Raw genomic sequence first — 18,458 nt, 5'->3', positions numbered from 1 at the left:
TTCAGAAGATCTGCTTGAGATTATGGAACATAAAGAATATGAAGTGGCAGCTGAAATTGTGCGGGAGATTGAAAATGCATTCAAGATTCGTTTTCCGAAGTCAGAAACGGCATATATCGCCATTCATTTGTTAGGTACAAAAATGCTCAACAATAGCAATCATGAAGAAAAAGAAGTGAAGCAGTTTATTGACACAAATATCTATGAATTAACAGCAGCTATATTAGAAGCAATTGAGAAAGAGCTTCATTTAGGAATTAGTGAAGATTCAGAGCTGATCCTTGGCATGAGCTTGCATTTGAAACCGGCTATCAATCGCTATAAATATGGAATGAATCTGCGAAACCCGATGCTTGAAGGAATTAAGAGTCATTACCCTCTGGCTTTTGAAGCTGGGATTATAGCTGGGAAGGTTTTGAAAAATCGCCTTGAAATCGACATGCATGAAACGGAAATTGGCTATTTAGCTTTACATATTGGAGGGGCCATTGAACGTCGGAAAATTATCAATCAGCCTAAGCGCTGTTTGATTGTATGCGCATCGGGAGTAGGGAGTGCCAAGCTATTATCATATAAGCTGCAGGCTACTTTTGGATTAAATCTGACTATTTTAGGAACAACGCAGTATTATAAGCTTCACCAAATGTCGCTGCACTCTTTAGATTTTATTGTTAGTACCATTCCAATTCCAGATCATCTTCCTGTTCCTGTAGTACAAGTAAGTACGATTCTAGGAAACAGTGATTTTAAAAAAATTGATTGTTTAATGAAGAACAAACAGCAGCCTTCCTTAGAATACACAAAAAAAGAATTAGTATATTTACAGCAAGAATTTCAAACGAGAGAAGAAGTGCTTCATTTTTTAGGAGAGAAATTAACTCATCTAGGACTAGTTCCTTCTCAATTTATAGAATCTGTTTTTGAAAGAGAAGCTGCATCACCAACAAGTTTTGGCAACCTTGTTGCGATTCCTCATCCTATGGTTCCTCAAACGGATACGACGTTTTGGGCCATTTGCACGTTAAAAAAACCGATTATGTGGGAAGGAAACCTCGTACAATTTATTTGCCTTTTAAGTGTAAAAGCGAATAATCAAGGCGATTTGCAAAAGATGTACAGTTTGTTAGTCCGCGTTGTGGATGATAAGCAGGTCGTGCAGCGCTTAGTAAAGTGCAAGGATTATGAGGAATTTATAGAGGTGTTTATGAAAAATATTAGATAAAAAAAGAAGTCTAAGAGAGGGGCTTCTTTTTTTATCTGAATGTTCAAACATAATTTTTCCGCTAGTAACGGAAAAAGGTTGTGTATAAATGTAAGCGCTTTTATTTTAAGATAAAACTATCAACAAAACAGATAGCAAAATAAAAAACGGGGGAATGACAAATGAATATTCTATTATGTTGTGCAGCTGGAATGTCTACAAGTTTACTAGTAACAAAAATGGAAAAAAGCGCTCAGGAGCAAAGCACGGAGTATAAAATTTGGGCGGTTCCTGGTGACTCTGTTCGCAACCATATTGATCAAGCGGATGTACTTTTATTAGGACCTCAAGTGCGTTACCTATTGCCGCAGCTTAAGAAGCTAGGTGAAGAAAAAGGAGTGCCAGTTGACGTTATAAATCCTGTTCACTACGGAACGTGTAATGGAGAACAAGTGTTAAAATTTGCAGTTCAACTAGTTTCAAAATAGGAGTGTGGACTACATGAGCAAATTTAATAGTATGCTTGAAAGCAAAGTAATGCCTATCGCTGGAAAAATGGCGGGTCAACGCCATTTACAAGCACTTCGAGACGGTATTGTTCTGACAATGCCGCTCATTATTATCGGTTCAGTATTTTTAATACTGTCGAATTTACCGATACCAGGTTATAACGACTTTATGGCAGGGATTTTCGGAAAAGAATGGGCAACGAAAATGGCCTATCCAGTTGGAGCTACATTCGATATTATGGCGCTGCTTGCTTGTTTCGGAATAGCCTATCGGTTAGCTGAAAAATACGGAGTAGATGCTTTGTCCGCAGGGGCTATTTCACTTGCTGCTTTTTTACTTGCTACTCCGTATAAAGTGTCCTTTCTCCCAAGTGGAGCCAAAGAAGCTATTTTAGTAGACGGCGGAATTCCAACCACTTTAATGGGAAGTAAAGGACTCTTTGTAGCAATGATTGTCGCGATTCTCTCTACGGAAATTTACAGATGGTTTATTCAAAAAGACATTATCATCAAGATGCCTGATGGAGTTCCTCCCGCTGTTGGAAAATCGTTTGCTGCTCTTATTCCTGGCTTTACGGTAATAGCATTTATTTGGATTTTACGTTTGTTAGTAGAACAAACGCATTTTGGAAGTCTGCATAATATCGTTGGAGAATTGCTTGGAAAGCCTTTAGGTGTGTTAGGCGGCAGTTTAGGCGGTACGCTAGTTGCCGAACTTGTTATTATGCTCATGTGGTCATGTGGACTTCATGGAGCGAATATTGTCGGTGGAATTATGGCTCCTATTTGGTATGGAGCTATGGATGAAAACCGAATTGCATTTGCTAATCATGAAGCATTACCAAATATTTTTACACAGCAGTTCTTTGATATTTGGATTAATATCGGAGGCAGCGGAGCAACGTTAGCTCTAGTTGTAGCTATGATTTTAAAAGCACGCAGTCAACAAATGAAGCAGCTTGGTAAGTTAGGAATAGGACCAGCTCTTTTTAATATCAATGAGCCGATCATCTTTGGACTTCCGATGGTGATGAATCCAATGATGCTTATTCCGTTTATTATCACCCCTCTTGTGACGGTAGTAGCAACCTATATTGCGATGTCGACAGGACTGGTAGCAAAACCAGCAGGTATTGCGGTTCCTTGGACTATGCCTCCGATTATTTCTGGCTATTTGGCAACAGGAGGGAAATTATCGGGTGCAGTTATGCAAGCTATTAATATCGGAATCTCTGTTTGCATTTATTATCCTTTCTTTAGAATGTGGGATAAACAAAAATTCACTGAAGAAAATGGTATACAGCCTGCAGCTGAAGGGGTACCAAGTGATACAAAGAAAGATATTGTGTGAGGAGGGATAAAGGATGGAAGGCATTCAAGAATATATTTTTAAATTAATCTTACACGGTGGAAACGGCAGAAGTTCAGCAATGGAAGCGATAGCAGCTGCCAAAAGCGGAAATTTTTCAGAAGCACGTGAAAAGCTTACACAAGCTGCAGAAGAATTAAATGCTGCTCATCATATCCAAACGTCGTTAATTCAAGGTGAAATTAGAGGGGAAAGCACAGAAATTTCTCTGCTCATGATTCATGCTCAAGATCATTTAATGAATGYGATGACGGTAAAAGAAATGGCTACTGAATTTGTAGATTTATATGAAGCAATCAAAATTTCTGGGGGGATTACACTATGAAAAAAGGTATTAAGATTGTAACGGTTGGCGGAGGTTCAAGCTATACGCCTGAGCTAATAGAAGGATTTATTAAACGATACGATGAACTTCCAGTTCGAGAACTGTGGCTAGTAGACGTTGAAGAAGGAAAAGAAAAGCTAGAGATTGTTGGTAATTTGGCAAAACGAATGGTGAAAAAATCAGGTTTGCCAATTAATGTTCATTTAACGTTAGATCGAAGAGAAGCACTAAAAGATGCAGATTTCGTAACGACTCAATTCCGAGTTGGTTTGTTAGATGCACGAGCGAAAGATGAAAGAATACCGCTAAAATACGGGGTGCTTGGTCAAGAAACAAATGGACCGGGCGGATTATTTAAAGGACTTCGCACGATTCCCGTTATTTTAGATATCTGCCGTGACATTGAAGAGTTATGTCCAGAAGCTTGGCTGATTAACTTCACAAATCCTGCAGGCATGGTAACAGAAGCTGTGCTCCGCTATAGTAACATTAAAAAGATTATAGGACTTTGTAATGTACCAATCGGAATGGAAATAGGGATTGCTAAGCTGCTTGATGTAGATCACTCTCGCATTCGAATTGATTTTGCTGGTTTAAATCACATGGTCTATGGATTAGATGTATATGTAGATGGTGTAAGCGTTAAAGATCAAGTTATTGATTTATTGAGTGATCCAACTAACAGCAGCTTTGTGAAAAATGTAGCGGGACTTGGATGGGAACCAGAATTTACAAAAGCCCTAAATGCGTTAACGTGTCCATATCACATGTACTATTATAAAACGCGTGAAATGGTAGAAAAAGAGCTCGTTAATTATGAAAAAGGTGAAACGAGAGCAGAAGTCGTAAAACAGTTGGAAAAAGAGCTGTTCGAACTGTATAAAGATCCTAATCTAGATATTAAACCGCCTCAATTAGAACAGCGCGGCGGAGCCTATTATAGTGATGCAGCCGTTCGATTGATTACATCCATTTACACGGATAAAGGTGATATTCAGCCCGTAAATACTATCAATAATGGTGCCATAGCAAGCATTCCTGCTGATTCTGCCGTAGAAGTAAGCTGTATCATTACAAAAGATGGACCGAAGCCAATTTCAGTCGGCGACCTTCCTGTACCTGTCAGAGGTCTTGTTCAAACAATTAAGTCATTTGAGCGTATTGCAGCTGAAGCAGCAGTGACCGGAGATTATGATAAAGCTATTTTAGCATTAACCATTAATCCTCTTGTGGCTTCTGATAAACTAGCTAAGCAAATTGTAGACGAGATGCTAGAAGCTCATAAAGATTACTTGCCTCAATTTTTTAAAACGGTTCAAGCTTAAAAAAAAGCTGTGCGAATACAGTACGTATTCGCACAGCTTTTTTTCTATTTGTAAAGCTAGATTTCTGCCACCATCAATGTAACAATATAAAATAGAAACGGACAACAAAGGGTGGCTAGAAATGATTCATTTATTAATTATGATGGTAGAACGAGTCGGAGTTATTGTCATCTTAGGTTTTTTGCTAGCACATACAAAAGTTTTTCGGCAATTTCTCCGCAAACAGCAAGGATATAAAGGAAAAGCTGTACTTATTTTTATTTTTTCTCTTTTTAGCATTATTAGTAACTACACGGGAATCGAAATTCAAGGAACAATTATTCGAAATGAAGACTTATTATTAAAAGTAGATCCATCAAGCTCGATTGCAAATACACGAATTATGGGTGTAGAAATGGGTGGTCTGCTTGGCGGTCCATTTGTTGGTTTAGGAGTAGGACTACTTGCTGGCGTTCATCGCTTTATGTTAGGAGGGAGTACGGCGTTTAGCTGTGCAGTTTCATCCGTTTTAGCAGGGGTGTTAACTGGATATATCGGCTATGCCTACCGGAAAAAACATCGAACGATTACACCGCGCTTTGCTGCGCTTGTAGGCATAGCGATGGAAACGCTTCAGATGCTGATTATTTTATTATTTGCTAAACCGTTTGATTCGGCATGGACGCTAGTGAGTATTATTGCTATTCCAATGATTATTGTAAATGGCACGGGAAGCTATATTTTCTTATCTATTATTCAGTCCATTTTACGGCAAGAGGAACAAATGAGAGCGCTCCAGACACACAAAGTATTATTAATCGCGGATCAAACTCTTCCACATTTTCGTCAGGGTCTTACTAGTGAATCATGTGAAAATGTTGCAAATATTATTCATCGCTTCACAGGTACGGATGCTGTTTCGCTAACTGATACGCACAAAATTTTAGCTCATGTAGGGGAAGGAATTGATCATCACGTTCCTTCGCATAGTTTAATTACCGGGCTGTCTCACGAAGTGCTGAAGACAGGAAAAATTATGAAAGCAAAATCGAGAGAACAAATTGATTGTCAGCATAAAGACTGCCCGCTTCATGCCGCTATTGTGATGCCGCTTACTTCTCACGGTACTACCATTGGAACACTAAAAATGTACTTTAAAGATGCGAGCGGGTTAAGCCGAGTGGAGGAAGAGCTGGCAGAAGGATTAGCTAAACTTTTTTCAACTCAGCTAGAGCTCGGCGAAGCAGAGCTTCGAAGTAAATTGCTAAAAGATGCGGAGATTAAAGCTTTACAGGCTCAGGTGAATCCTCATTTTTTATTTAATGCCATTAATACGATATCGGCGCTGTGCAGACAGGACGTAGAAAAAGCCAGAAAGCTGCTTTTGCAGCTAAGCATTTATTTTCGTTCCAATTTGCAAGGTGCAAGGCAGCTGTTGATTCCGTTATCAAAAGAGCTTGATCATGTCCACGCGTACTTATCGCTTGAACAAGCCAGGTTCCCTAATAAATACGAAATTGACATGTATATTGAAGAAGGGCTGGATGATGTCTTGCTTCCGCCATTTATTCTTCAAGTGCTTGTGGAAAATGCCATTCGGCACGCCTTTCCGCGTAAACAAAAGCACTGTCGCGTAGAAGTTCATATTGAGACAAAAGATAAATATGTATACGTAAAGGTAAAAGACAATGGACAAGGTATAGACACAAAACGATTGCAAAAGCTTGGCAATCAGCCCGTTTTTTCAGAAAAAGGAACGGGGACGGCTCTTTACAATATTAAACAACGTTTGCACGGATTATTTGGAAAAGAAACAACGCTAGAGTTTGACATAACAGAAGGAACAGCGGTTTCGTTTGTTATACCAATTGAATTAAAAAGCGAGGGTGTATAATATGCTGCGAGTACTAATAGTAGATGATGAAATGTTAGCGCGAGATGAATTAAAATATTTATTACATCGAACGAAAGAAGTAGACTTCATTGAAGAAGCTGAAAGTATCGAAGAGGCGTTGGATAAAATGATGGATGAAAAGCCGGATTTATTATTTTTAGATATACAACTGTCAGATGACAGCGGTTTTGATATTGCTAAAAGGCTTAAAAAAATGAAAAATCCGCCAGCTATTATATTTGCAACCGCGTACGATCAGTACGCTTTACAAGCCTTTGAAGTAGATGCAATTGATTACATTTTGAAGCCTTTTGACGAAGAAAGAGTGGTGCAGGCCATTCATAAATATAAAAAAATGCGTGTTCCTCATTCCGCTGTGAAAGAAGAAGAATCGATAGGAGAGTCTTCTTCTCAAACTGGAAAGTTAGCGATTTCTGTAGACGATTCGATTGTGTTGGTGAATATAAAGGACATCTTGTTTGTAGGGTTAATAGAAGGAGAAGTCACCATTCAGACTATAACAGAATCCTACCATACTGCTGATACGCTTGCTATGCTAGAAAAAAAGCTCCATTCTCAGTCGTTTAGTCGTGTGCACAGGGGATATATCGTCAACGTAGATCATATTTCCGAAGTACAGCCTTGGTTTAATTCTACGTATAATTTAGTAATGAAAAACGATGAGCGAGTTCCTGTCAGCCGTACATATGCTAAAGAATTAAAGAAACGTTTAGGGATTTAAGAAAAAAACAGCTTGCGTATGCATTTTGGCAAGCTGTTTTTTGCATTTCAAGGCTCGATTTTTGTAAGTGAGCACAAATATTTGACTCTTTGATTTGAAAACGCTTTCCTATTGATTTTCATTTTATATAATGAAGTCAACAAACAGAGAGAGGTGAAAGAAATGAGTGCTAAAAAAGTGTATGGCTTCTTAACACAAGCATTTATTTTTTCCGTAATTATGTTGATTTCAGATTTTATTGCAGAGCATTTGCCTTTTCCAATGCCTGCTTCAGTCATTGGACTTGTGCTGTTATTTCTTGCACTCTGCTTGAAGATTATTAAACTAGAGCAAGTTGAATCACTGGGAACGGCTTTAACTTCTTTGATCGGATTTTTATTTGTACCAGCAGGTATTTCTGTTATGAATTCATTAGGTGTTATGCAGCAGTACGGCATTCAAATTTGTTTAGTTATCATCGTGGCAACGATTATTTTGTTAGGCGTTACAGGCTTATTTTCACAGCTTATACTTGGCATGACAAAAGATAATAAAGCAAAAGAAGAAATAAAAGATGTAGATATGAGTGAAAAAACGAAAAAACAAGGTATTGCTTAACATCAATTATAAAGAGACAAGGTGGTTGGAAAGATGAATCCGTATTTTGGAATCGTGGTTTCTTTAGCTGCGTACGGCATTGGAACGTATTTATTTAAAAAGTCAAAAGGTTTTTTCTTATTTACTCCTTTATTTGTGGCAATGGTACTAGGAATTGCTTTTTTGAAAATTGGTCATTTTTCTTATGAGGAATATAGCAGCGGCGGGAAGATTATCAGCTTCTTTTTAGAACCGGCAACAATTGCTTTTGCCATCCCTTTATATAAGCAAGCCGATAAATTAAAAAAGTACTGGTGGCAAATTCTTTCTTCTATTGCAGTAGGGTCAGTTTGTTCGGTAGCGATTATTTTTGCGATTGCTAAAGGTATTCATATGGATGAAGTTGTGATGAAATCAATGCTTCCGCAAGCAGCTACAACAGCGATTGCGCTCCCATTGTCTCAAGATATTGGAGGGATTCCTGCTATTACTTCCTTTGCTGTTATTTTTAACGCAGTCATCGTATATGCGCTGGGCGCTTTATTTTTAAAAATATTCAAGGTGAAGAATCCAATTTCAAAAGGATTAGCTCTTGGAACTTCTGGACATGCGCTGGGAGTAGCCGTGGGAATTGAAATGGGAGAAGTAGAGGCAGCCATGGCAAGTATTGCAGTTGTTATTGTAGGCGTCGTCACAGTTGCCGTTATTCCACTTTTTGTTCAGTTAGTCATGTAACAAAAGCCTGAAGGAGTCAGAAATTTTCTGACTCCTTCAGGCTTTTGTTTGTTAATTAATACACCACTCCAAAATGTCGTGATGCGCAGTTTTGGCAGGTTGTATGGTCAAAAAGACTCTCAGGAATGATAAATTCAAAACAAAATTGACATTGTTTGAATTGACTTTGTCTATAAAACATTGTCTCTAAGAAAATAGCTGTAATATGTTCAGTTATGTGCTTATGGGAACGTTGTTCTAAAGTGGACCATGGAATAGACTGATGCTCTATGTAAATCGGACAGGAAGTATAGGGTGTATCCCATTGAATGGCTTGATATCCAAACGTAAGGCCATGATGAGCTGCTGATGTAAATATGATTAGATTTTGATGGAATTCTGGCAGAGGTAATTCTAGTTTTTGATCTTTAAGCGATCTCGTTTTGGAATGAAGGTTATACAATTTAATTTGAAAATGAATCCACTGAGTGGCGTGAACGGTTATTGACATGTTTTAAACCTCCAATTCAGACTCTTTCTTTTATCATAATTGATTTCAAAATAAATAAATAGTAGACAAAAAGAAGATAACAAAATTTTATATAGATTACTTATAAGGCGTAGGGAAAGGTGATATAAGCATAGCATCCTTTTTTCTACCCCTTTTTAAAGCATATTAATCTTCTATATAAAAGCTTGCTTTCAACGAATGGTATCGGCGTATTCATACGCTTTAAACAGATTTTAATGTTAGAAGTTATAACAAGGTTCATTTCTTTTAGAGAAGTTTATGGAATAATAAAAACTGTATATTTTACGGTCTGAATCTATGTGTTGGAGGTTTTTATATGACGAAACAAAAGCTGATATTAATCGGAAATGGAATGGCAGGAATGCGCTGTATTGAAGAAATTCTTATTCATTCTCCAGATGGTTTTGATATTACTGTTTTTGGAAGTGAGCCTCACGTTAACTATAATCGAATTTTATTATCAACCGTTTTACAAGGCAGTACAAAGCTTGAAGATATCAATATTCATTCTTTGGCATGGTATAAGGAAAATAATATCACTTTATTTAACGGAGAAAGCGTTACGCACATAGACACTAAGAGAAAAATAATAAAAACAGATAAAAACAGAGAGACGATGTACGACAAGCTTATTCTTGCTACTGGCTCGAGCCCGTATATGCTCCCCGTTAAAGGGTCCGACAAAGAAGGTGTCCTCGGTTTTCGTACCATCGAAGACTGTCAGGAAATGATTAAAATTTCTAAACAATATAAAAAAGCAGCGGTTATTGGAGGGGGTCTGTTAGGGCTGGAAGCTGCTAGGGGACTATTAAATTTGGGAATGGATGTTCAAGTCATTCATCATTCGGGTTTCTTAATGGAGCGACAGTTAGACAGAGCAGCATCTGCTATGTTAAGAGAAGAATTGGAAAAGCAAGGCATGAGTTTTCTATTAAACAAACATACGGATGAGATTATAGGGKGAAATCGAGCAGAAGGCGTCCGATTTAACGATAGCAGCAAAATTGCAGCTGATTTAGTTGTAATGGCTACAGGAGTGAGGCCAAATGTTAATCTAGCTAAAAAAAGCGGAATAGAAACAAATAGAGCAATCATCGTAAATGATTATTTAGAAACGAGCATCCCGGATATCTATGCAGTAGGTGAATGCGCGGAACATCGAGGGATGACATACGGCCTTGTTGCTCCTCTTTACGAACAAGGAAAAGTCTTAGCGCGACATCTTTGTCAAATAAAAAACGATGGTTATCGCGGGTCCGTTCTTTCCACTCAATTAAAAATATCAGGAATAGACGTTTACTCAGTCGGAGAGTTCAAGGAAAATCAAGGTGCAAAAGCCATTACGATTTTGAATATGTTAGATGGTATATACAAAAAAGTCGTTTTTCGCGAGGGGAAAATAGTGGGAGCTGTTCTTTTTGGAGATACCAGTGAGGCTATAAAGCTATCACAAATGATTAATGAAAAAAAGGATTTGTCGCAAGCGGAAAAAGTACAATTATTTCCTTCTCAACATGCAAAAGAAAATGCAGTAGCTTCTATGCCACTTACAGGTATGGTATGCAACTGTAATGGTGTAACAAAGGGAGCCATTATTGAAGCAGTACAGAAAAATGATTTAACGACAGTAGATGAAATAAAAAATTGCACGAAAGCTTCTGGTTCATGCGGAGGATGCAAACCTCTTGTAACAGATCTTTTAACATATATTCAAAGCGATGAGTTTGATGAAATCATTGAACAAAAAACCTTTTGTACATGTACACATTTATCAGAAGATGAGCTGGTAAGAGAAATGCAGCAATATCAATTTGAGACGGTTCAGCAAGTAAGAGAAATATTAAAGTTTAAAGACATGAAAGGCTGTTCGTTATGTGAAGGCGGTCTTCATTACTATTTAGATATGATGCATCCTCATTATGAAAACAATCGACATTCTTTATTTACTACGGAGAATGAACAGGCCGTTTTGCTTCACGATGGGACTTATGCAGTGGTACCGCAAATTCACGGTGGTCTGACAAATGTACAGGAATTAAGGAACATAGCAAATGTAGCTGAAAGGTACAACATCTCTAATATTCGTTTAACAAGTGATCAGCGCATTCAACTTATTGGAGTGAAAAAAGAATATCTTCCGTTGATAAGTGAGGAAATAGATAGAGGACTTCAGCAGCTATATGAACGTACAGTTAAAAATGTATCTGTTTATATAGGAAAAGGAACGTGTATTTGTCAGCATGAACCTGCTCTTGCTTTATCAAATGAATTAGATAAACAGCTTGAATATGTAAAGACCCCATGTGATATCAAAATCAGTATTGCTTCGTGTTCTCACATTGCAGAGAATGTAACAACAAGTGATATAGGATTAAGAAGAATAGACAGAGGATGGGAAATATATGTCGGCGGAAGCAGCGCAGAAGCCAGAAGCGGGGAGCTGTTTTATGTGGCCGAAACGAACGAAGAAGCAGTAGAAATCAGCTGTTCTTTGATTCAATATTACCGTGAAACAGGAAACTATTTAGAAACTGTCGGGAGCTGGATCGAACGAGTAGGAATTGTTCATGTCAGAGAAGTTTTGTTTGAGATAGACAATCGAGAGTATTTAATGAAGCAGCTCAGTTCAGAGCGCTCTCGTGCAATCACATATTTATTATAGGAAAGAAGGGTGACCTACGATGACTGAGATGCTATTGAAATATTTTCGTGAGCAGCAAAAGCAAGTTGAAACCGAGCGTATCTATAATACTCAGTGTCCTTACTGCAGCATGCAGTGCAAAATGCAGTTAGTTGAACAAACACATGTAAAAAGGAAAACGTATAAAACAATTGGAACAGACAACCCTACTTCTCAAGGAAGGTTATGTATCAAAGGAATGAATGCGCATCAGCATCCTTTGCATAAAGATCGGATTCAATATCCTTTATTAAAAGTAAACGGAGAGTTTGTAAAGATTTCTTGGAAAGAAGCTCTTCACTATATTAAAGAAAACGTTACAGAGATTCAAGAGGAGAATGGAGCAGATGCGCTAGGTGTTTATGGAAGTGCCTCTATTACAAATGAAGAAGCTTATTTATTAGGGAAATTTGCTCGAGTTGCGTTAAAAACAAAGTATATTGATTACAATGGACGCTTATGTATGTCGGCTGCTGCTTCTGCTGCTAGTAAAACATTTGGCATGGACAGAGGATTTACGAATAGCTTGCAAGAGATTCCGTTTACTGAATGTATTATGTTAGCTGGAACAAATATTGCGGAATGTCAGCCAACGATTATGCCTTATTTTGAGAAAGCAAAAGAAAACGGAGCATTTATTATTGCAATTGATCCAAGAGAAACCGCTACAACTAAAATAGCTGATTTACACTTGAAACTTAAGCCGGGAAGCGACGCGGCATTAGCCAATGGAATCTTGAAGGTCCTTATCGAAGAAAATTATCTAGATGAACGATTTCTACAAGAACGTGTAAATGGATTTGAAGAAGTAATTCAATATGTGGCGTCTCTAGAATTTAATATCATTGAAGAAATAACGGGAGTGCCACTTGAAGAGATATACCAAGCTGCCCGTATGTTTGGTCAAAGAAAAACGGGAATGATTTTTACTGCTAGAGGGGTAGAGCAGCAAACAGACGGAAGTGCTGCGGTGCGAAATTTTTTAAATATTCTACTTTCTGTTGGGAAAATTGGTAAACCTCGCTGCGGATATGGGGCCATTACCGGTCAAGGAAATGGGCAAGGAGCCCGGGAGCATGGTCAAAAAGCGGATCAGCTTCCAGGCTACCGTTCAATCGAAAATCGTGAGCACCGGATGTATATAGCGGATGTGTGGAACATAGAGGAGAAAGACCTTCCTAGAAAAGGTGTTTCTGCATATGAGATGATTGAAAAAATTCATGACGGTGAAATTAAAGGGTTGTTTTTGATGTGTTCAAATCCAACAGTTTCAAATCCAAACGCTAATTTTGTTAAGAAGGCTTTTGAAAAGCTTGATTTTCTAGTAGTAGCAGATATGTTTGAATCAGAAACAGCAAAATTAGCAAACTTGATTTTACCAGCATCTTCCTACTTGGAAGATGAAGGAACCATGACAAATGTAGAGGGAAGAGTTACATTACGCGAAGCTAGCTTTCCATGCCGCGGCAAAATCAAACACGACTGGGAAATACTGTGTGAAATTGCTAAAGTTTTAGGGAAAGAGGAACATTTTTCGTTTGCATCAGCTGAAGAAATATTTAATGAACTGCGAATAGCAAGTAAAGGAGGGATCGCGGATTACTCTGGTATTACGTACGAACGATTACGAGAGGAAAAAGGAATTTTATGGCCATGCAGAAGCTTAACAGATAAAGGAACCGAGCGCCTGTTTGAAACGCGTTTTGCTCATAGTGATGGAAAAGCGATGATGGTCCCTGTCTCGAATCAAGCTATTGTACCTAAAGCAAAAATAACGGAAAAATACCCTCTCTATTTAACAACGGGGAGAGTGATGTCGCACTATTTAACGGGTGTACAAACGCGAAAAAGTGCGTCTTTATCTGCTAGAAATTTCGAATCTTTTATGGAAATCCACCCTTCAACAGCGAAAAAATATGAAATTTCGAATCAAGAATTAGTACAAATTGAATCTTCATATGGAAGGATTGTGGTAAGAAGCAAATTTTCAGAGGGCATTCGGCCAGATACCGTATTTGTTCCCTTTCACTGGGCGGATTCTCAAAATGTTAATAACCTTGTTTCTGAGAAATTAGATCCCTCCTGTAAGATGCCGGGGTTTAAAGTAAGTGCTGTGAAGATTAGCCCTTCTGTAAAAAGAAGCAGCTATTAAAAATGCTGATGCAAAAAGCCTCTTGAAAAAAGAGGCTTTTTGCATGGAATCAGGCAAGGTGCTTTTGGTTAATACGTACATTTTGGTTTTTGAATCCAGAATAATTTAGTAAGAGACAGAATAGGGCAAAAAGCGCTAGTAAGGAAAAACCGACAACGTAGTCTCCGCTTGTATCTTTTATAAAGCCTAGCACAATAGGGGGAAAGAAGCCGCCTACGCCTCCGAATGCTCCTACGATCCCGGTAACAGCTCCAATATTTCCTGTTGAAACAGATGGAACCATTTTAAAAACAGCTCCATTTCCGATACCAAGAGTAATGGCTGCAAGTAAACAACCTACGCTAAATAGGGAGAAGRCAGTGATGGTAAATGCAATAAATAACCCTATTAGTAGCATTCCGGTAAAGACGAAGGTGAGTACTTTTTTTGCTCCGAAGACATCCGATAAATATCCTCCAAGAGGCCGTACACACGTTGCTAGTACGACAAATACAGCTGTTTTCAGCCCACTGTCTACAGTTGAAGCATTAAATTGATCATGCAAAATGGTAGGAAGATAGATGCTGAACGTTACAAATCCACCAAATGTTAAAAAATAGAAAACGGATAAAAACCACGTTTCTTTAAATTTTAATACCGATAAAGATTCCCGCAGCGTTTTGGGGGAAGCAGCAGAAGGGTGGTCTGAAGTTCCTATCCATAATAAAAGAGCCATTAAGGCTACCGCAATTGCTAAACTCCAAAATATCCAAGGCAAGCCAAAAGAAGAAAAGATAAGTGGAATACTAAAGCTTGCTACCGCCGATCCTAAGTTGCCCATCCCGGCAATTCCCAAAATAAAACCTTGCTTTTGAGGTGAATACCATTTAGAGACATATGTAATGGAAATAGCAAATGTTGTTCCAGCCATGCCGATAAAAAATGCCCAAAAGAGCAGCATAGAATAAGAATGAGTAAAGCCTGCACAAATAGTAGGGAGTAAAAGAGCCAGCATAGTCAAAGAATAGACTTTTCTTCCCCCGAAGCGATCTGTTAAAATCCCCATCGGAATTCGCATGAGGGAACCTAATAAGACGGGAGTGGCAATTAAGATACTTTTTTCAGCATTGGTTAATGAATACATTACTTGAATATCTGCAGCGATAGGTGCGAAGACAGACCATACTGAAAAAGCAATAATCATAGATAAAGTCGAGATAAGAAGTACAGATAAGGGCCGTTTAGAAAACATTACTTAAAAACCTCCTTTTTTATATCCAGCGTAAAGCTGTTGCAATATGGTAATTATGATACTACGCTTTCTTTCTTATGTATCATTCTGTGTTAGGTTTTCTTCCGTACTTTTACTGAAGAACGGATCCAGATAAAAGTGGATAGATAACTTAGACTTACACTTACACTCTATCTAAGTGCTGATGAAGAAACGGTTAAAAAGCTTTGAAAGAACAGTAAGTAGAAATATTGTCGAAAGAATGGAAGGGAAATTGAAATTAGAAGAGATTAATAGAGTAAGCATCTATAAATTTGTGCTATCGAATTATAGCGAAATAAAAAATAATTCATATTTTATATAGAACACAAATTTTTGAAATAGAAGGTGGAAAAAGTGACAGAAAAGCATCCTCTTTCAGGTTATAAAAAGGATGATAATGGGGTTCTCTGGATATGGAGTTACGTTGGACAGGCTAGAGTGAAAATGGGGTATAAAGTAAAAAGTCTGCTTCACTATGAGCAATCTTCCTATCAACAAATCAGTATTGTGGATACAAAATGGTATGGGAAAATGTTGGTGCTAGATGGTACTCCACAAATTTCAACAGGAGAAGGGTTTATTTATAATGAAATGATTAGCCATGTGCCAATTATAACGCATTCAAATCCCAAAAAAGTTGCGATGATTGGCGGAGGAGACTGTGGTCCTGCACGGGAGGCCATGAAGTATGCCGGAATTCAACAAATTGATGTAGTCGAAATCGATCCAAAAGTTACAGAAATCTGCCGTACGTGGCTAACTCCGGCTTCTTGTTATGATGGTGAAACAAGGCTCAATATGATACATCGCGATGGAATAGATTGGATTCAAGAACAAAAGGGAGTTTACGATGTTCTCATAATTGATCGGCCTGACCCTGTTGGACCGGGAAAAAAACTATTTCAACCTGATTTTTATCAATATGTCTACAACAGCCTTAAGGATGACGGCGTGGTTGTTTTTCAATCGGGATCTCCTTACTACAATACTTCTACATTACAAGGCACAATTAAAAATTTAAAGGAGCTATTTCCAATTGTCCGCACATATTTAGTGACGATACCTCTTTTCCCTTGCGGCATTTGGAGTTTTACGATTGCCTCTAAAAAAATGGATCCTCTTCAGGCCGATTTGACGAAGCTACAGCATACAGATACTCAATATATTGATCCTGAAATTTTCCATGCATCATTTGTTTTACCTAAATATATAAAAGAAATAGTAGACGGAAAAGATTCCTAAAAACTAAGTAGCGACGAATGTTTGTTGAAAGTCATCAATAATCTCGGAAAATATCTTTGTTATAGTAGTTCTGTGTTTGCTGCGCAGAGTCCGGGATAATTCAATTTGAAACGTATTAAAATTATGACTGTAACCTAGATAGCCGCTATTGTCACCTTGTCTGTGAAAGGCAATTGATTCGTTTCCAACAAATTTATTATCAAATATTACATGGATTTTCGGGAACGAATCTTCAGATTTTTTAGTCAGCGCCTGTTGAAACCAATCTTTAACTTCCTTTGAGCAAGATTGTCCATATAAAGTCCCCACTTCAATTGCATGAGGCCCGTAATGTGTATCCTTCATTCCATGAAAAGATAAATGCAAATAGGGTGTTAAAAGGCAATTATTACTATCTACTATCTTTAAAGATTTAACAATTTCTTGGATTGTTCTTCTATATTCATGTATACCCTCATGGTTTGTTTTATTTAGGTTTCTATTTAAATCTGCTATGGTTCTGGAAACCGTACTAACGATTCCTGCACATCCTGTTTTCTTGACTAAATTTTCTACAACTTTATCCGTAAATAAATCAGCAGCAGGTGGTTCTGCATGAAGTGCATCCACATGACAGCTTATAAAACCAGTTCCTTTGTTGTATTTTAAGTAGTTTCCATGAATGAATTTTAATGTCATTGACTATTTCTCCTTTTATATCGTTTGAAATCTATCCTTTCTATAATAAATGCAGTAAAAATAAAATCGGTGAATTATTACACGTGTTAAATACATACATAAAAAGTTTTTAGAGATGGTGGAAATAAATAGATAAGTGTACAGGATTATTTTGTCTAGTTACATACTATATGAGTAGCTGATTATTGTTATAGGGCATTAAAGTAGCAAAATACGATAGAAAGTTCTAATTAGGAGGCTTTAAAATGGATCCAATGAGAGAAGAGTTAGGGATATTATCTGATAAAGAAATGACGTTGCAAACTCTTAATCTGAATAATATACCGTCTGTTGAATTAGTTGACCCCAAAACCTGTTCATATCCAGTGATAGGGAGAAAGTATGGTCACCATAGCGGAAGAGATATTGTTATCGTAAATACAAAGGACCAAGCAATATATGAAGGGTATGATTATTTTACGAAAATATATGCCATAGACAAAGAATATTGTCTAGAAGTAGAAGGACTGAGCGTAAAAACAGTACAAGTAATGACCAGTGAACATGTTGTATTTAATGAAATACCCATTCGAACGCAAGCCTTCGGCTGGAAATTAGAACAGGTACACGGCATGGATGTACCGGAAATGCTGATGAACGTAGCCATTCGAGCGCTCTACGTAACGGGAGTTAAAAGCGGCTTTGTCAAAATGGGGTTATTAGAAAATGGAGAGTGCATCGTCACAGATATTAACTCATCAGAAAGTGAATGGATAGAAAATCCATTAAAGCCTAGTGTTCCTTTTAGCATGGGTGCTGACGTTGAGTTTATGTTAAGTTGTGACGGAGAGCTTCTACCAGCTTCTACTTTTTTTTCTGTTGAAGGTCCGGTAGGCTGTGATGAAAGACAAATAGAGCAAGATAGCGGTGAGTATGCATTAGTAGAAGTTAGGCCTGAAAAAGCGAATTCATCAACAGAACTATTTGAGAACATCCAAAAGTTAATAGAAAAAGCATCTGCACAGGTACCATATGAAAATATTCATTTTCGGGCAGGCAGCATGCCGTTTTCAGGGTATCAATGTGGAGGACATATTCATTTTGGCATTCCGCTTTCTTTATCCTTATTAAGAGCTCTTGACCACTACCTTGCTATTCCAATAGCGCTGATAGAAGAATCTAAGACCGCTAAACTCAGACGGAAAACGAACCATGGAGGTCTTGGACGCTATCGTGAGAAACCGTATGGATTTGAGTATTTAACTTTAAGCTCTTGGATTATCGACCCTAGAATTACTCTCTCCACTTT

Annotated in this window: 16 protein-coding genes; 13 read left to right on the top strand and 3 right to left on the bottom strand. The window is 37.8% G+C overall.

What is annotated here, in order from left to right:
- The 9 genes from AC1DRF_RS07440 to lrgB all read left to right on the top strand — a co-directional run.
- On the top strand, positions 1 to 1,222 hold a 1,222-nt coding region (locus AC1DRF_RS07440), incomplete at its 5' end, for a BglG family transcription antiterminator (protein ID WP_477740513.1).
- Positions 1,223 to 1,383: 161 nt separating this feature from the next.
- Positions 1,384 to 1,689: a PTS sugar transporter subunit IIB gene (locus AC1DRF_RS07435; protein ID WP_013055477.1), complete on the top strand. Its 306-nt coding sequence runs from the start codon at positions 1,384 to 1,386 to the stop codon at positions 1,687 to 1,689.
- 13 nt (positions 1,690 to 1,702) lie between these two features.
- A complete protein-coding gene (gene celB, locus AC1DRF_RS07430) occupies positions 1,703 to 3,061 on the top strand; it encodes a PTS cellobiose transporter subunit IIC (protein WP_427075691.1) in 1,359 nt (452 codons plus the stop codon).
- Between the two features lie 13 nt (positions 3,062 to 3,074).
- Entirely contained in the window at positions 3,075 to 3,404 is a 330-nt protein-coding gene (locus tag AC1DRF_RS07425) for a PTS lactose/cellobiose transporter subunit IIA (protein ID WP_477740512.1), read from the top strand.
- Positions 3,401 to 4,729: a 6-phospho-beta-glucosidase gene (locus AC1DRF_RS07420; protein ID WP_477740511.1), complete on the top strand. Its 1,329-nt coding sequence runs from the start codon at positions 3,401 to 3,403 to the stop codon at positions 4,727 to 4,729. Before AC1DRF_RS07425 ends, AC1DRF_RS07420 begins: the two co-directional genes overlap by 4 nt.
- A 121-nt stretch (positions 4,730 to 4,850) precedes the next feature.
- On the top strand, positions 4,851 to 6,602 hold the full coding sequence (locus AC1DRF_RS07415) for a sensor histidine kinase (RefSeq protein WP_102814011.1): 1,752 nt from the start codon (positions 4,851 to 4,853) through the stop codon (positions 6,600 to 6,602).
- Position 6,603: 1 nt separating this feature from the next.
- Positions 6,604 to 7,344, top strand: a complete 741-nt coding sequence (locus AC1DRF_RS07410) for a LytR/AlgR family response regulator transcription factor (RefSeq protein ID WP_427075688.1) — start codon at positions 6,604 to 6,606, stop codon at positions 7,342 to 7,344.
- A 162-nt stretch (positions 7,345 to 7,506) separates the two neighbouring features.
- Complete coding sequence (gene lrgA / locus AC1DRF_RS07405) at positions 7,507 to 7,941, top strand: antiholin-like murein hydrolase modulator LrgA (RefSeq protein WP_028412310.1); 435 nt, start codon at positions 7,507 to 7,509, stop codon at positions 7,939 to 7,941.
- Between the two features lie 33 nt (positions 7,942 to 7,974).
- A complete protein-coding gene (lrgB, locus tag AC1DRF_RS07400; RefSeq protein ID WP_025749840.1) occupies positions 7,975 to 8,655 on the top strand; it encodes an antiholin-like protein LrgB in 681 nt (226 codons plus the stop codon).
- Positions 8,656 to 8,710: 55 nt separating this feature from the next.
- Here lrgB and AC1DRF_RS07395 read toward each other — a convergent pair whose 3' ends face one another.
- Positions 8,711 to 9,145, bottom strand: coding sequence for a hypothetical protein (locus AC1DRF_RS07395; protein ID WP_016763097.1), 435 nt, complete (start codon positions 9,143 to 9,145; stop codon positions 8,711 to 8,713).
- A gap of 337 nt (positions 9,146 to 9,482) precedes the next feature.
- Between AC1DRF_RS07395 and nirB the strand changes: the two genes are divergently transcribed.
- Together nirB and nasC are read left to right on the top strand one after the other, a co-directional pair.
- The gene (gene nirB / locus AC1DRF_RS07390; protein ID WP_477740510.1) at positions 9,483 to 11,828 is read left to right on the top strand and encodes a nitrite reductase large subunit NirB; all 2,346 of its coding nucleotides are present in this window, start codon (positions 9,483 to 9,485) and stop codon (positions 11,826 to 11,828) included.
- A 19-nt stretch (positions 11,829 to 11,847) separates the two neighbouring features.
- Complete coding sequence (nasC, locus tag AC1DRF_RS07385) at positions 11,848 to 13,998, top strand: assimilatory nitrate reductase catalytic subunit NasC (protein ID WP_477740509.1); 2,151 nt, start codon at positions 11,848 to 11,850, stop codon at positions 13,996 to 13,998.
- Positions 13,999 to 14,047: 49 nt separating this feature from the next.
- On the opposite strand, the gene AC1DRF_RS07380 is transcribed toward nasC, so the two are convergent.
- Complete coding sequence (locus AC1DRF_RS07380; protein ID WP_477740508.1) at positions 14,048 to 15,229, bottom strand: MFS transporter; 1,182 nt, start codon at positions 15,227 to 15,229, stop codon at positions 14,048 to 14,050.
- A gap of 375 nt (positions 15,230 to 15,604) precedes the next feature.
- Here AC1DRF_RS07380 and speE point away from each other — a divergent pair, with 375 nt between their 5' ends.
- Positions 15,605 to 16,492 carry a polyamine aminopropyltransferase gene (gene speE / locus AC1DRF_RS07375; protein ID WP_043980383.1) on the top strand — a complete coding sequence of 296 codons (888 nt, stop codon included), beginning with the start codon at positions 15,605 to 15,607 and terminating at the stop codon, positions 16,490 to 16,492.
- 3 nt (positions 16,493 to 16,495) lie between these two features.
- On the opposite strand, the gene AC1DRF_RS07370 is transcribed toward speE, so the two are convergent.
- Positions 16,496 to 17,170: a hypothetical protein gene (locus tag AC1DRF_RS07370; protein WP_427075685.1), complete on the bottom strand. Its 675-nt coding sequence runs from the start codon at positions 17,168 to 17,170 to the stop codon at positions 16,496 to 16,498.
- 245 nt (positions 17,171 to 17,415) lie between these two features.
- Here AC1DRF_RS07370 and AC1DRF_RS07365 point away from each other — a divergent pair.
- A partial coding sequence (locus AC1DRF_RS07365; RefSeq protein ID WP_477740507.1) for a putative amidoligase domain-containing protein occupies positions 17,416 to 18,458 on the top strand: 1,043 nt, incomplete at its 3' end.

It is taken from the genome of Priestia sp. P5_B4 (genome assembly GCF_056400385.1).
Note: the sequence above shows the minus strand (reverse complement) of the source record. Positions and strands in the feature narration are given on the sequence as shown.